Annotated in this window: 13 protein-coding genes and 1 riboswitch; of the genes, 3 read left to right on the top strand and 10 right to left on the bottom strand. The window is 73.9% G+C overall.

Going from position 1 to position 11904, the window contains the following annotated elements; translation table 11 throughout:
• Window positions 1-3: 3 nt before the first annotated feature.
• Window positions 4-729, top strand: coding sequence for a TetR/AcrR family transcriptional regulator C-terminal domain-containing protein (locus tag SVTN_RS29930; protein WP_041131894.1), 726 nt, complete (start codon window positions 4-6; stop codon window positions 727-729).
• Here the strand turns inward: SVTN_RS29930 and SVTN_RS29925 are convergent.
• The 7 genes from SVTN_RS29925 to SVTN_RS29895 all read right to left on the bottom strand — a co-directional run bounded on the left by SVTN_RS29925 (window position 678) and on the right by SVTN_RS29895 (window position 7051).
• Entirely contained in the window at window positions 678-2264 is a 1587-nt protein-coding gene (locus SVTN_RS29925; RefSeq protein WP_078908552.1) for an MFS transporter, read from the bottom strand. The two genes, SVTN_RS29930 and SVTN_RS29925, sit on opposite strands and share 52 nt — an antisense overlap.
• Window positions 2265-2354: 90 nt before the next feature.
• Entirely contained in the window at window positions 2355-2720 is a 366-nt protein-coding gene (locus SVTN_RS29920; RefSeq protein ID WP_041131893.1) for an ArsR/SmtB family transcription factor, read from the bottom strand.
• Complete coding sequence (locus tag SVTN_RS29915) at window positions 2699-3538, bottom strand: ABC transporter ATP-binding protein (RefSeq protein WP_052499370.1); 840 nt, start codon at window positions 3536-3538, stop codon at window positions 2699-2701. Before SVTN_RS29915 ends, SVTN_RS29920 begins: the two co-directional genes overlap by 22 nt.
• The gene (locus tag SVTN_RS29910; protein ID WP_425429061.1) at window positions 3535-4572 is read right to left on the bottom strand and encodes a FecCD family ABC transporter permease; all 1038 of its coding nucleotides are present in this window, start codon (window positions 4570-4572) and stop codon (window positions 3535-3537) included. The genes SVTN_RS29915 and SVTN_RS29910 overlap by 4 nt, the downstream gene beginning before the upstream one ends.
• Window positions 4573-4583: 11 nt before the next feature.
• On the bottom strand, window positions 4584-5630 hold the full coding sequence (locus SVTN_RS29905; RefSeq protein ID WP_041131892.1) for an ABC transporter substrate-binding protein: 1047 nt from the start codon (window positions 5628-5630) through the stop codon (window positions 4584-4586).
• Between the two features lie 80 nt (window positions 5631-5710).
• Window positions 5711-5888, bottom strand: a riboswitch (cobalamin riboswitch).
• A 146-nt stretch (window positions 5889-6034) separates the two neighbouring features.
• Window positions 6035-6241 (bottom strand): cold-shock protein, encoded by a 207-nt coding sequence (locus SVTN_RS29900; protein ID WP_052499368.1) that lies wholly within the window; start codon window positions 6239-6241, stop codon window positions 6035-6037.
• A gap of 189 nt (window positions 6242-6430) precedes the next feature.
• On the bottom strand, window positions 6431-7051 hold the full coding sequence (locus tag SVTN_RS29895; RefSeq protein WP_041131891.1) for a TetR/AcrR family transcriptional regulator: 621 nt from the start codon (window positions 7049-7051) through the stop codon (window positions 6431-6433).
• Between the two features lie 88 nt (window positions 7052-7139).
• On the opposite strand from SVTN_RS29895, the gene SVTN_RS29890 reads away from it, so the two are divergent.
• Both SVTN_RS29890 and SVTN_RS29885 read left to right on the top strand, forming a co-directional pair.
• Entirely contained in the window at window positions 7140-8351 is a 1212-nt protein-coding gene (locus SVTN_RS29890) for an alkane 1-monooxygenase (protein WP_245727684.1), read from the top strand.
• A gap of 116 nt (window positions 8352-8467) precedes the next feature.
• Window positions 8468-9091, top strand: a complete 624-nt coding sequence (locus tag SVTN_RS29885) for a ScbR family autoregulator-binding transcription factor (RefSeq protein WP_041131890.1) — start codon at window positions 8468-8470, stop codon at window positions 9089-9091.
• Here the strand turns inward: SVTN_RS29885 and SVTN_RS29880 are convergent.
• The 3 genes from SVTN_RS29880 to SVTN_RS29870 form a co-directional block, all read right to left on the bottom strand.
• Window positions 9079-9843 (bottom strand): SDR family NAD(P)-dependent oxidoreductase, encoded by a 765-nt coding sequence (locus tag SVTN_RS29880; RefSeq protein WP_041131889.1) that lies wholly within the window; start codon window positions 9841-9843, stop codon window positions 9079-9081. The genes SVTN_RS29885 and SVTN_RS29880 overlap by 13 nt on opposite strands.
• A gap of 76 nt (window positions 9844-9919) precedes the next feature.
• A complete protein-coding gene (locus tag SVTN_RS29875; RefSeq protein ID WP_041131888.1) occupies window positions 9920-10858 on the bottom strand; it encodes an NAD-dependent epimerase/dehydratase family protein in 939 nt (312 codons plus the stop codon).
• Window positions 10859-10877: 19 nt separating this feature from the next.
• A complete protein-coding gene (locus tag SVTN_RS29870; RefSeq protein ID WP_041131887.1) occupies window positions 10878-11828 on the bottom strand; it encodes a ScbA/BarX family gamma-butyrolactone biosynthesis protein in 951 nt (316 codons plus the stop codon).
• Between the last annotated feature and the right edge of the window lie 76 nt (window positions 11829-11904).

Below are 11904 nucleotides of genomic sequence, written 5' to 3'. Positions count from 1 at the left end.
ACCATGGCCGCCAAGGCGAACCCCGTCCCGTCCGTGTGGGCCCGCGAGCAGTCCGCCCCCGACCAGCCCGCGCTCAGCCGGGCCGCGATCGTCCGCGAGGCGGTCGTCATGCTCGACGCCGACGGCATCGAGGCGCTCAGCATGCGCAAGCTCGGCGCCCGCCTGAACGCCGGCGCGACCTCCCTCTACCGCCACGTCGCCACCAAGGACGAGCTGATGGAGCTCGCCGTGGACGAGGTCGCCGCCGAGATCACCGTCCCGCCCGCGGGCAGCCCCTGGCGGGCCGCCGCCACCGAGGCCGCCGAGTCCTTCCGCGCGACGGCCCTGCGCCACCCCTGGCTGTCGTCGACCCTCGGACAGGCGGGCCTCGCCTATCTGGGCCCCAACCTGATGTCGTACTCGGAGCGGCTCGCCGCCCTGTTCACGGCCGCCGGGTTCCCCGAGCCGAGCCGTGCGATCGACACCCTCCTGTCGTACGTCATCGGCATGAGCACCACGGAGGCAGCCTGGCTCACCACGGTCGCCCGCTCCGGGGAGACCGAGGCGGAGTTCATCGCCCGCCTCATGCCCGCCGCGCAGCAGGCGGCGGCCGACCACGACCACCTCGCCGCCGCCTACGACGAGGCCGCCGCCCGCGCGGTGGTCGATCCGGTCGCCATCCGGGACGCCAAGTTCGCCTACGGCCTGGACGTGGTCCTGGACGGCCTGGAGATGCGGCTCCCGCGCTGATCCGACGCGCGGTCCGGCGCCTGCGGCCACCGCCGGTGCAGCGCGTCGATGTGGTACGCGTGCGCGTGGCGCCCGCCGGCCCCGGCCAGGTGCGGGTGGCCGGCCGGGAGTTCGGGGTGGACGTGCTCCAGCTCGGCCGGGTCCTCGCGGGGCCAGAGGTGTGCCGCGCCCACGGCCCCGACCAGGGCGAGCGCGGCGAGCACGGCCGCCGAGACGGCGGGCCCCGCCCAGGCGGCGAGTCCGCCGGCGAGCGGGTAGGCGAGCAGCCAGCAGGCGTGCGAGAGGGAGAACCGGGCCGCGAAGGCGGCCGGCAGGTCGCCGCCGTCGGCCGAGCGGCGCACCACCCTGCCGCCGGGGGTGAGCACCGCGGAGCCCGCGGCCCCGACGACCAGCCAGACCGCGAGCAGCGCGGGCCAGGACCGGGCACCGGTGGCGAGACCCACGGCGAGCAGCGCGAGGGCCCCGGGCAGCACGAAGGCCGCCCGCACCATGACCACGCGGTCGTCCGCCCGGCCGAGGACGCGGGGCAGCAGCAGCGCCACGGCCATGGACCCGGCGCCGTACGCGCCGAGCGCGAACGGCACGTCCCCGGCGGGACGGCCGAGGGTGTCGCGGACCAGGAGCACGGTGTCGACCAGGACCACGGCCCCGGCCGCCGCGACGGCGAGGTCGAGGGCGAGGAGCGCGCGCAGGCGCGGGGTGGCGAGGACGAGCCGCACACCGAAGGCCACCTTGGCGTACAGCCGGCCGGCGGCCGAGGCGGCACGGGACCCTCGGCCCGCGCCGGCAGCCGGGACGGCACCCGAGCCCCGGTCCGCACCGGCAGCCGGGACGGCACCCGAACCCCGGCCTACGCCTGTGGCCGAGGCGGCACCCGAGCCCCGGCCCGCGCCGGTGGCCGAGGCGGCACCCGCGTCCCGGTCCGCACCGGCAGCCCCGGCGGCGCCGGGACACCCGTGCTCCGGCGGCGTCGGCAGGGTGGTCGTCCGTACGAGGAGGGCCGAGGCGAGGAATCCCGTGGTCGTGCCGGCGAACAGCCAGTCGTAGGGGACGACGGCCAGCAGCGCGGCGGCGAGTACCGGGCTGACCAGGCTCTCCAGGTCGTACGCGAGCCGGGAGAGCGAGAGGGCCTCGGTGTAGGCGCGTTCCTCCGGCAGCACCTGCGGGATGGTCGCCTGGAACGCCGGGGTGAAGGCGGCCGAGGCGGCCTGGAGCAGGAGGATCAGGACGTACACCTGCCACACCCGCGTGACGAACGGCAGCGCGAGCACGACCGTCGCCCGCGCCAGGTCCATCGAGACGAGCAGCGCGCGCCGGGGCACGCGGTCGGCGAGCGCGCCGGCGAGCGGGGCGATCACCACGTACGCGGCCATCTTGAGGGCGAGCGCGGTGCCGAGCACGGCCGTCGCGTCCGCCCCGGCCAGGTCGTACGCGAGGAGGCTCAGGGCCACGGTCGCGAGGCCGGTGCCCGCGAGGGCGACGACCTGCGCGCCGAAGAGGCGGCGGTAGGTGCGGTTGCGCAGGACGGACAGCATGGGGGCGCCCCCGGTCGGCCACGGCGGACGGCTGAGACCTCCACCGTAGCCGACACGTGCATGGGTGCGCACATGTTGACGCCGATCGCCTCAGTCGTGCCAGGGCTCCCCGGTCACCTGGTGGTCCGCGCGGCTGATCGCCTCGACGACGAGGCGCTTCAGGTGTCCGTCCGGCATCGCGTACACGACCCTGCGGCCCTCCTTGCGGGTCGTGACGAGCCCGCCGAGGCGCAGTTTGGCGAGGTGCTGGCTGACGGCGGGACGCGCGGCCCCGCACGCCTCGGTCAGGGCGGTGACGTCGGCCTCGCCCCGGGTGAGCAGCCACACCAGCTGGAGCCGGGTGGGGTCGGAGAGCAGCCCGAACACCTCGGCCGCCGCCGCGAGTTCGCGCGCGCCCGGGGTCCGCTCGTGCGGACGGGAGGCGGCTGCGGGGTCTACGGGCTCGGGCTCGGGCATGCGCCCACCGTACCGAGGAAGCGGATGTGCGGGCGCCCGTCGGGCCCCGGCCGGGTCACGGCGCTGCGGACCCCGTAGACCTCGGCGACGAGCTCCTCGGTGAGGACCTCGCCCGGTGGGCCGCTCGCCACCACCCGGCCCCGGGCGAGGACCACGAGCCGGTCGCAGTACATCGCCGCGAGGTTGAGGTCGTGCAGGGCGACGACGGCGGTGAGGCGGAGGTCGGCGACGAGGGCGAGGAGGTCGAGCTGGTGCTGGATGTCGAGGTGGTTGGTGGGTTCGTCGAGGAGGAGTTCGCGCGGTTCCTGGGCGAGGGCGCGGGCGATCTGGACGCGCTGGCGTTCGCCGCCGGAGAGGGTGCGCCAGGGCTGTCGGGCGCGGTCGGTGAGCCCGGTCCGTTCGAGGGCGGTGCGGACGGCGGTCTCGTCCGCCGCCGTGGGCGGCGTCCAGGCCCTGCGGTGCGGGATGCGGCCGAGGCGTACGACGTCGGCGACGGTCAGGTCGGTCTGCGTGTCGGTCTGCTGCTCGACCGTGGCGAGGCGCCGGGCGACGGAGCGGCGGCCCAGCTCGGCGAGCGGGTCGCCGTCGAGGGTGACGACGCCGGAGTCGGGGGCGAGGACGCCGGCGAGGAGGCGCAGGAGGGTGGACTTGCCCGAGCCGTTGGGTCCGAGCAGCCCGGTGACGGTGCCGGGGGCGAGGGCGATGCTGACCCCGTCGAGGACGAGGGTGCCGCCGGCCGTGCGCGAGACCCGCTCGGCACGGAGTCCGGCGCCGCGCTCGGCACGGGGCCCGGCGTCGGCGGAGGCGGTCTCGGTCATCGCGTGCTCCTGGTGCGGTACAGGACGAGGACGAAGGCCGGTACGCCGATCAGCGAGGTCACCACTCCCACCGGCACCTCCTGCGGGTCGAGGACCGTGCGGGCGAGCGTGTCGGCCCAGACGAGGAACACCGCTCCGGCCAGGGCGGTGACCGGCAGCAGGCGGGCGTGCCCGGGGCCGGCGAGGGCGCGGGCGGCGTGCGGCAGGACGAGGCCGACGAAGCCGATCGCGCCGGCGGCGGAGACCAGGGCGGCCGTCAGGAGGGCGGTGACGCACAGCAGGACGAGCCGGGTCCGCGCGACGGCGACGCCGAGCGAGGCGGCGGCCTCCTCGCCGAAGGCGAAGGCGTCCAGGGTCCGCGCGTGCCCGCCGCAGATCAGCAGGGCCACCGCGAGGACGGCGAGGCACACCCACACATCGTTCCAGCCGGCCCCGGCGAGCGAGCCGAGCAGCCAGAAGAGCACGCCCCGGGTGGTCTCGGCGTCGGCGGCGGTCATCACGACGAAGGAGGTGAGCGCGGAGAAGAGCTGCATCGCGGCGACGCCCGCGAGCACGACCCGGTCCGTCGAGCCGCCGAGGGTGTGGCTGAGCAGCAGGACGAGCGCGAAGGAGACCACCGCCCCCAGGAACGCCCCGCCGGTGACGGAGAGGAGGCCGCCGCCGACGCCGAGGACGACGACGGCGACCGCGCCGGTCGAGGCGCCGGAGGAGACGCCGAGGACGAAGGGGTCGGCGAGCGGGTTGCGCAGGAGGGACTGCATCACCGCCCCGCAGAGGGCGAGTCCGGCGCCGCAGACGGCGGCGAGGAGGGTACGGGGCAGCCGCAGGTCCCAGACGATCCCGTCGCGGATCGGCGAGAGTTCCGAGGCGCCGCCGCCGAGGTGCGCGGCGACGACGGATCCGACCTCGCCGACTCCGATGTCGGCCGGGCCGATGGTGATGGCCACGGCCACGGACAGGGCGAGCAGGACGAGTCCGGCCGCCGCCCACAGGAGCGCCGTGGCGCGTACCGGCCGGGCCGGCCGGATTGTCAGGAGGGGCGTGCTCACTTCGCGAGACCGTACGTGCGGAGCGCCGCCGCCACCTTCTCGATGCCCTCGACGGTGCGGATCGTGGGGTTCAGCGCCTGGCCGCTGAGCAGGACGTACCGCTTGTGCTTCACGGCCGTCATGTTCCGGGTGACGGGGTCGGACTCCAGGAACTCGATCTTCTTGGCGGCGCTCTCGGCGGACTGCGCGCGGCGGGTCAGATCGCCGAGCACGAGGACGTCGGGATCGCGGTCGGCGACGGTCTCCCAGTTGATCTGGGGCCATTCCTCGCGGGTGTCGTCGAAGACGTTCTTCGCGCCGAGCGCGTTCGTGACGATCCCCGGCGCTCCGCAACAGCCCGCCATGTAGGGCGATTTGGCGTCGGAGTACCAGTAGAGGACGGTGGCGTCGGTGAAGTCGGCCGCCGCCGTGGCCTTCGCCACCCGGGCCTTGAGCCCGGCGACGAGCTTCTCGCCCCGCTCGGGGACCGCGAACACCCGGGCCAGGTCGCGGATCTCGCCGTAGACCGTCTCCATGGTGAGGGGGCGGGTGCGGACGCCGTCGCCGTCGCCGCTGTTGTCCTTGCCGACGCAGTCGCTCGGCGAGAGGTACGTGGGGACGCCGAGCTGCTCGAAGCGCTCGCGGGGCGCCACCCCGCCCTTGCCGAGGGTGTACGCGAACGAGGCGGCCGCGAAGTCGGGTTCGGCGTCGAGGACCTTCTCGAAGGAGGGGTAGCGGTCGGCGAGGCGCGGGACCTTCGCGTTCTCCTTCTCAAGTCCCTTGAGCACCGGGTCCGTCCAGGTGGCGGTGCCCACCATGCGGTCGGCGAGGCCGAGGGAGAGCATGATCTCCGCCGCCCCCTGGTCGAGGGCGACGGCCCGGCGCGGGGCGCGGTCGACGCGGACCGGCCGTCCGCAGTCGTCGGCGAGGGTGACGGGGTAGCCGCGCTCCGGGGCGTCCTTCGCCGAAGCTCCGGAGGGCCCGCAGCCGGTCACCGCCGCGGTGAGGAGCAGGACGCCGGCCAGGGCGGGCACGGCGGAGCGGACGGGGTGTGCGAGCGGCACGGGGACTTCCTCTGCGTCCACGGCTCATGCGCGGAGCCTGTCGTACGGTGCTCCCCGGACGGCAGCGTGCCGCCGGGGCCGCCAGCAGGTCTTCGGACTCGGGGTCAGCCGGACGGAGCGCCTTCCCGGGCCCGTCGTGCCGCCCAGTGGCCGATGCTCCGCCCGTCGCCCTCACCGCTGCGCGTCAGTTCCGGTCTCGCACCGGATTCCCTGACCCGTGCACGTACCCGTTCAGGTGCGTACAAAGGTGCGACTGGCCTCGGCACAGTACCACCGGCCGGCGGTCGCACCCCGGGAGCCCGGCCGGTCCCCACCCGCAGGCCGCCGGTCCGTATCCGCGGGCCGTCGGCCCTTGCCCGCGGGCCGCCGGGCCGCGCCCCCGCGCCCCCGCGCCCCGGACGGTGTCAGAAGCGCAGCTCCTTGGCCTCGAAGCGGCCCTCGCCGAGGACCAGGACGAAGGAGACCTGCTGCCCCTCGGAGACCGTCCGCCCCTTGCCCTCGATGTCCTCGGCGCTGAAGTACACCTGCTCCTCGGAGCCCACGGGGACGACGAAGCCGTACCCGCCGAGACGGTTGAAGGACTGCACGAACCCGATGCTTCTGCCTTCCACGGCGGCCTCCTCGTCGGCTCGGGCGACGCGGTCGAGGGTGTCCGCGCCTCAGGGGACATGTACCCCGCCCGCTCGCCCTTCGCCACCGCCGTCGTCCGGGAGAACCACCGCCGTCGTCCGGGAGAACCACCCCGGATGATCTCGTACAATATTCAACAGAGGCCCGCTGCCGGAGATCCCCCGTGTCCGTCAGCGGGCCTCACCGCGTCCGTCGGGCCGGACGCCGCCCGGGTACGCGATCCGCGCCGTGATCCTGGCGATGCGCCGCGCCGACTCCTCCGGCGAGGCCACCGGCTGGACGATGTGGCTGACGGTGAGCCGCACGATCGTCTCGACGGCGAGCCCCCGGGACTCCTCGTCGACGTCGGGCCAGGCCTCGATCGCGTACGCGTCGAGCATCGCCATCGCCGTGCCGAAGACCGGCTCCGGGCGGGTGGTGAGGTAGGCGAGGAGGTCGTCCTCGCCGCCGCGCGCCGCGAGCAGGACGCTCTTGATGAGGGGGTTGTCCACGGCCTGCTGGAGCGTGTAGCCGACGCCCGCGACGGCCGCCGCCTCCAACTCGCCCCGGTGGGCGTCGAGTTCACGCTGTATTCCGAGCAGGAAGCCCTCCAGCTCGCGCTGGATCAGGGCGTTGCCGATGGCCTCCTTCGAGCCGAACTCGTTGTAGAGCGTCTGGCGGCTGATGCCGGCGGCCCGCGCGATGGCGGCCATGCGCAGCACGCCCCAGCCGTCGGCGGCGACGAGCCGGTAGGCGGCGTCGAGCACCTGCTCGCGCAGGAGGGACCGAACACTCTCGCGGAAACGTGTCATCGTGCCCCCACTTTATCCACGGGGCACTGTCCAAAGCATTGACGCTCCCCTGGGAATCCGTCTATGAACTGGACAGTAGGCATGCAAAGTGTCCACCCGCCGTGTCCACCTCCCCGAGGAGCCGGTCTTGGCCCTGCACAGCGACTCCCCCGACGCCCCCGCCACCTGGCGCGACCCCAAGCGCTGGCTCTGGCTGTTCGGCCTGCTCATCCCGGCCTTCCCCTTCCTCTCCTGGGGACTGGTGAACGCCACCGGGCTCCGCCTCTTCTGGTGGACCGGGATCCTCGTCCTGTACGTGATCTTCCCGGTCGTCGACCACCTCATAGGCAAGGACTCCGCCAACCCGCCGGACAGCGCCATCGCGCACCTGGAGCAGGACCGCTACTACCGGTGGTGCACCTACCTCTACCTCCCCGTCCAGTACGCCGGTCTCGTCCTCGGCTGCTGGCTGATCACCCGGGGCGACCTCGCCCTCGTCGACCGGATCGGGCTGACGTTCACCCTCGGCGGGGTCGCCGGCATCGCCATCAACACCGCCCACGAGCTGGGGCACAAGACGGAGGCCCTGGAGCGCAGGCTCTCCCGGATCGCGCTCGCCCAGACCTGGTACGGCCACTTCTACGTCGAGCACAACCACGGCCACCACATCCGCGTCGCCACCCCCGAGGACCCGGCGAGCGCCCGGCTCGGCGAGAGCTTCTGGCGCTTCCTGCCCCGGACCGTCCTCGGCAGCCTCACCTCGGCCTGGCGCCTGGAGAAGCGCAGGCTGGGCCGCCGGGGCCGGTCGGTGTGGAGCCCGCGCAACACGGTCCTCGGCTCCTGGGCGCTGTCGTTCGTGCTCTTCGCGGGGCTCGCGCTCGCCTTCGGCCCGGGGGTCCTGCCGTACCTCGCGATCCAGGCGGTCTTCGGCTTCTGCCTGCTCGAAGTCATCAACTACACCGAGCACTACGGCCTCAAGCGGGAGCGCACCGCGAGCGGCCGGTACGAGCGCTGCGCCCCGCGCCACAGCTGGAACAGCGACAACGTCGCCTCGAACGTCTTCCTCTACCACCTCCAGCGGCACAGCGACCACCACGCGAACCCCACCCGGCGCTACCAGTCGCTGCGCCACTTCGACGAGGCCCCCGAGATGCCGACGGGGTACGCGGGGATGATCGTCCTCGCGTACGTGCCCCCGCTCTGGCGCCGCGTCATGGATCCCCGGGTCGTCGCCCACTACGACGGGGACGTGACCCGCGCGAACCTCCAGCCGTCCCGCCGGACCCGCCTGCTCGCCCGGTACGGGACGACGACCGGCTGACCGTTTCCCCCCAAGGGATGGTTTACCCCTCGAAGCGCCCTGGAGCCCCACCAAAAGCTCGTACAATACCGATCAGTCGGTTTGATGTCGTCGAGTGGGTGCTGCTGGAGCCATTGGTGACCAAACAAGAGCGGGCCGCGCGGACCCGCGACGCGCTGATCAGGTCGGCGGCCAGGGAGTTCGAGCAGCACGGATACGCCCTGGCCACGCTGTCCGCGATCAGCGCGGGAGCGGGCGTGAGCCCCGGCGCGCTCCACTTCCACTTCGAGAACAAGGAGGCGGTCGCCGACGCCGTCGAGTGCGAGGCCTCCACCGTCCTGCGCCGCACCGCCCGGATCGTGTACGCACACCGGTCGAACGCCCTGCAGAACCTCGCCGACACCTCGCACGCGCTCGCCCGCCTGCTCCGCGACGACGTCGTCGTCCGCGCCGGTTTCCGTCTCAGCTGCGCCAACGACACCGGTACGGAGCTCAATCTGCGCCAGGAGTGGCAGAGCTGTGTGCAGCAGCGGCTCGCGGAAGCCGCCGACGAGGGCCTGCTCGCCGCCGGCACCGGGCGCCAACAGGACCTCGCCCGTACGATCGTGGCCGCGACGATCGGCCTGGAGGCCCTCTGCCGGGACAACGGCGAATGGCTGTCCCCCAAGACCGTCACGGGACTGTGGCGCACGCTGCTGCCGATGCTGGCGGGCCCCGAGTCGCTCGCCGGACTCGAACCCGCGGGAAGTCAGAGCTTGTAGCCGCCCGACACGTCCACGCAGTGACCCGTGATCCAGCGCGCGTCCTCGGAGACGAGGAAGGCGACCACGTCCGCGACGTCGGCCGGCGTCCCGAGCCGGTTGAGGGCCGAGTGGGCCGCGAGGGCGGCGGCCTCCTCCGGCGTCGTGCGGCGATGCGCGTTCATGTCCGTCGCGACATAGCCGGGGGCCACGGCGTTCACCGTGATCCCCCGGGGCGCCAGCTCCTTGGCGAGGGTCGGGGTCATCGTGTCGACGGCCCCCTTGGTCATCACGTAGGTGACGGACTCGGGGAAGGCGCGCTTCGTCGCCGCCGAGGAGACGTTGACGATCCTGCCTCCGTCGCGCAGGCGGTCCAGACCCCGCTGGATGAGGAAGAGCGGGGCCCTGACGTTGATCGCGAAGAGCCGGTCGAAGGTCTCGGTGGTCAGCTCGTGGAGCCGGCCCGAGCCGCTCGCCGCCGCGTTGTTGACGAGGATGTCGAAATCCGGACCGGCGCCCTGCTCGGCGAGACCCGCGTCCAGGGCGGCGTAGAACGTGTCCACGGCGTCCGGCGCCTCCAGGTCCGCGCGGAACGCGAAGGCCCTTCCGCCCGCCTCCTCGATGGTCTTCACCGTCTCGCGGGCGGCCGCCTCTCCGGTGCCGTGGTGCACGGCCACCAGGGCGCCGTCCCCGGCCAGCCGCTCGGCGATGCCTCTTCCGATGCCGCGGCTCGCCCCGGTGACGATCGCGGTCCTTCCGGCCAGCGCGGACATGTCGGCCGTGCCTTCTTTCTGTCTGTACGGGGACGGTCCTCGCTGTACCGAGACCGTTCTCGGGGACGGTTCTTCGTCAGGAGTGGTCGAGGAGGCCCCGGTACCAGGGCATGTGGTCCGCGATCGTCGCGGCGAAACCCCGCCCCGGGTCGCAGCCCCACTCCCGCCACGGGCGGTCGTCCTCGAACCAGTGGTCGCTGGCGAGCATCGCCAGGTGGTGCTGGGCGAACGGGACGTCCGCGAGCAGTGCGCGGGCCTCGGCGATGTCCACCGCGGGTCCCCGGACCCCGGACCGGTCGGCGAGGAGCGCCTCGCCGGCCGCGAGCAGCTCCGCCACCGGCACCGGCTCCGGGTGGTTGACGTAGCAGGGGCCCGCCTGCGTCTTCGGGGAGAGCGCCGCGCCGAGCAGGGCCCGCGCCAGGCTGTCCACGTCGATCAGCGAATGCAGCGAGGAGCCCCCGTCGAGCGGTCCCGGCAGGGCCGCGAGCAGCCGGACGAAGCCCGGTATCAACTGCCGGTCGCCCGTGCCGTACACGAGGTGGGGCCGCAGGACGGTCCCGCCCGCGTCGAGGACGTACCGCTCCCCCGCCGCCCGGGTGCGGCTGGTCACCGAGCCCGGGGCGAGCGGCAGGGTGCCGGGGGCCGCCGCCCGGAAGGGGCCGCGGCCGTGGACGGAGGCGGTGCTCAGGGAGACGATCCGGGTCACTCCGGCGCGTACGGCCGCGTCGACGAGGGCCCGGGCGCCCTCGTCGTTGACCGCGTGCGCCACGTCCTCGTCCGCGCCGATCGCCGAGGCGCAGTGGACGAGTACGTCCATGCCCTCGCAGGCGCGGCGCAGCGAGTCGGGGTCGCGGAGGTCGCCCGGGGCGACCTCGACGCCCGGGCCCGCCGGCGGGGCGAGCGGGCGGCGGGCGAGGAGCCGTACGTGCGCCGGCTCCGGCGCGGCCGCGGCGGTCGCCGCCACCCGGCCGCCGATGAATCCGGTCGCGCCGGTGATGAGGATGCGTGGGCCCATGGTTCCGTTCCGGTCCGGTTCAGCCCGTCAGGCGGGTGCCGAGGCCGGCTCCGGCCACCGCCAGGGCCCGGGACGGGGAGGTGAGCGTGCTGAGGAAGACGGGCTCGCCGTCCTGCAGGCCGGTGACCCGGACGGTGGTCGCCTCGGGGTCGTGGCCGGGCAGGATCTCGGTCTCGATCCAGCAGGGGCTGTCGAGTTCGACGTACCGCGAGAAGGAGATGGCCATGTCGGTGGGCAGGTAGGCCCTGCCTCCGAGGGCCGCCGTCACCGCCTGCCGGGCGGCTTCGAGGAGCACCATGCCGGGCACGTGGTCGTTCGGGCGCCGGAAGAGGGTGGGGTGGGCGGTGTTGACGCGCAGCCGCCACTGGCCGGGACGGGTCCCCGGGGCGAGGACGACGTCCTTGCTGTGCTCGCGGCCGACGAGTTCCGGTGCCACGCCCGGTATCAGCGGGACGGGCCGGTCGAGTGCGGCCATCCGCTCGCCCCGGATCCTGCGGTAGGCGAGGGCGGAGGTGCAGCGGGCCAGGGTGCCGCCGGTGGCGAGGTGCCGGCCGTCGCGGGTGAGCACCATGGTCGTGCGCAGGTTCCGCAGGCTGCCGCGGCGGCTGTCGAGATCGGAGCAGATGACGTCGACGGTGACGTCGGAGGAGAGGCCGCTGACGGCGAGCGCCTCGGCGTCGGCCGTGTAGTGGAGGCCCCACATGACGAACTGATCCTCGACGGGTACCCCGAATTCGGCGTGAGCGACGAGCATGGTGGTCTGGCGTATCGTCTCGGCCACCAGTACGGGGTCGTGGCGGTCCCCTGCCACCGGAGAGAAGAAGGGATGTGCGGCAGGCCAGTGCGCGGAGACGGAGAACCGGTTCTCCGTCAGCTGGGTCCAGCCCGTGGGGATGATGTCCGCGGGATCCGCTCGGTGCACGAACTCCCCGGGGACGCACGCCGTCGCTCCTCGAAGGTTCTGATCCATGGATCCCCCTAGCATCCCCGCGCCCCTGGGCGGCGTGTCCGCCCGACTTAGAATACGTACAGCGCGGTTTTCTTTT

The sequence above is a fragment of the Streptomyces vietnamensis genome, assembly GCF_000830005.1.
In the GTDB taxonomy this organism is placed as follows: domain Bacteria; phylum Actinomycetota; class Actinomycetes; order Streptomycetales; family Streptomycetaceae; genus Streptomyces; species Streptomyces vietnamensis.
This window is presented reverse-complemented; position numbering and strand designations above follow the sequence as displayed.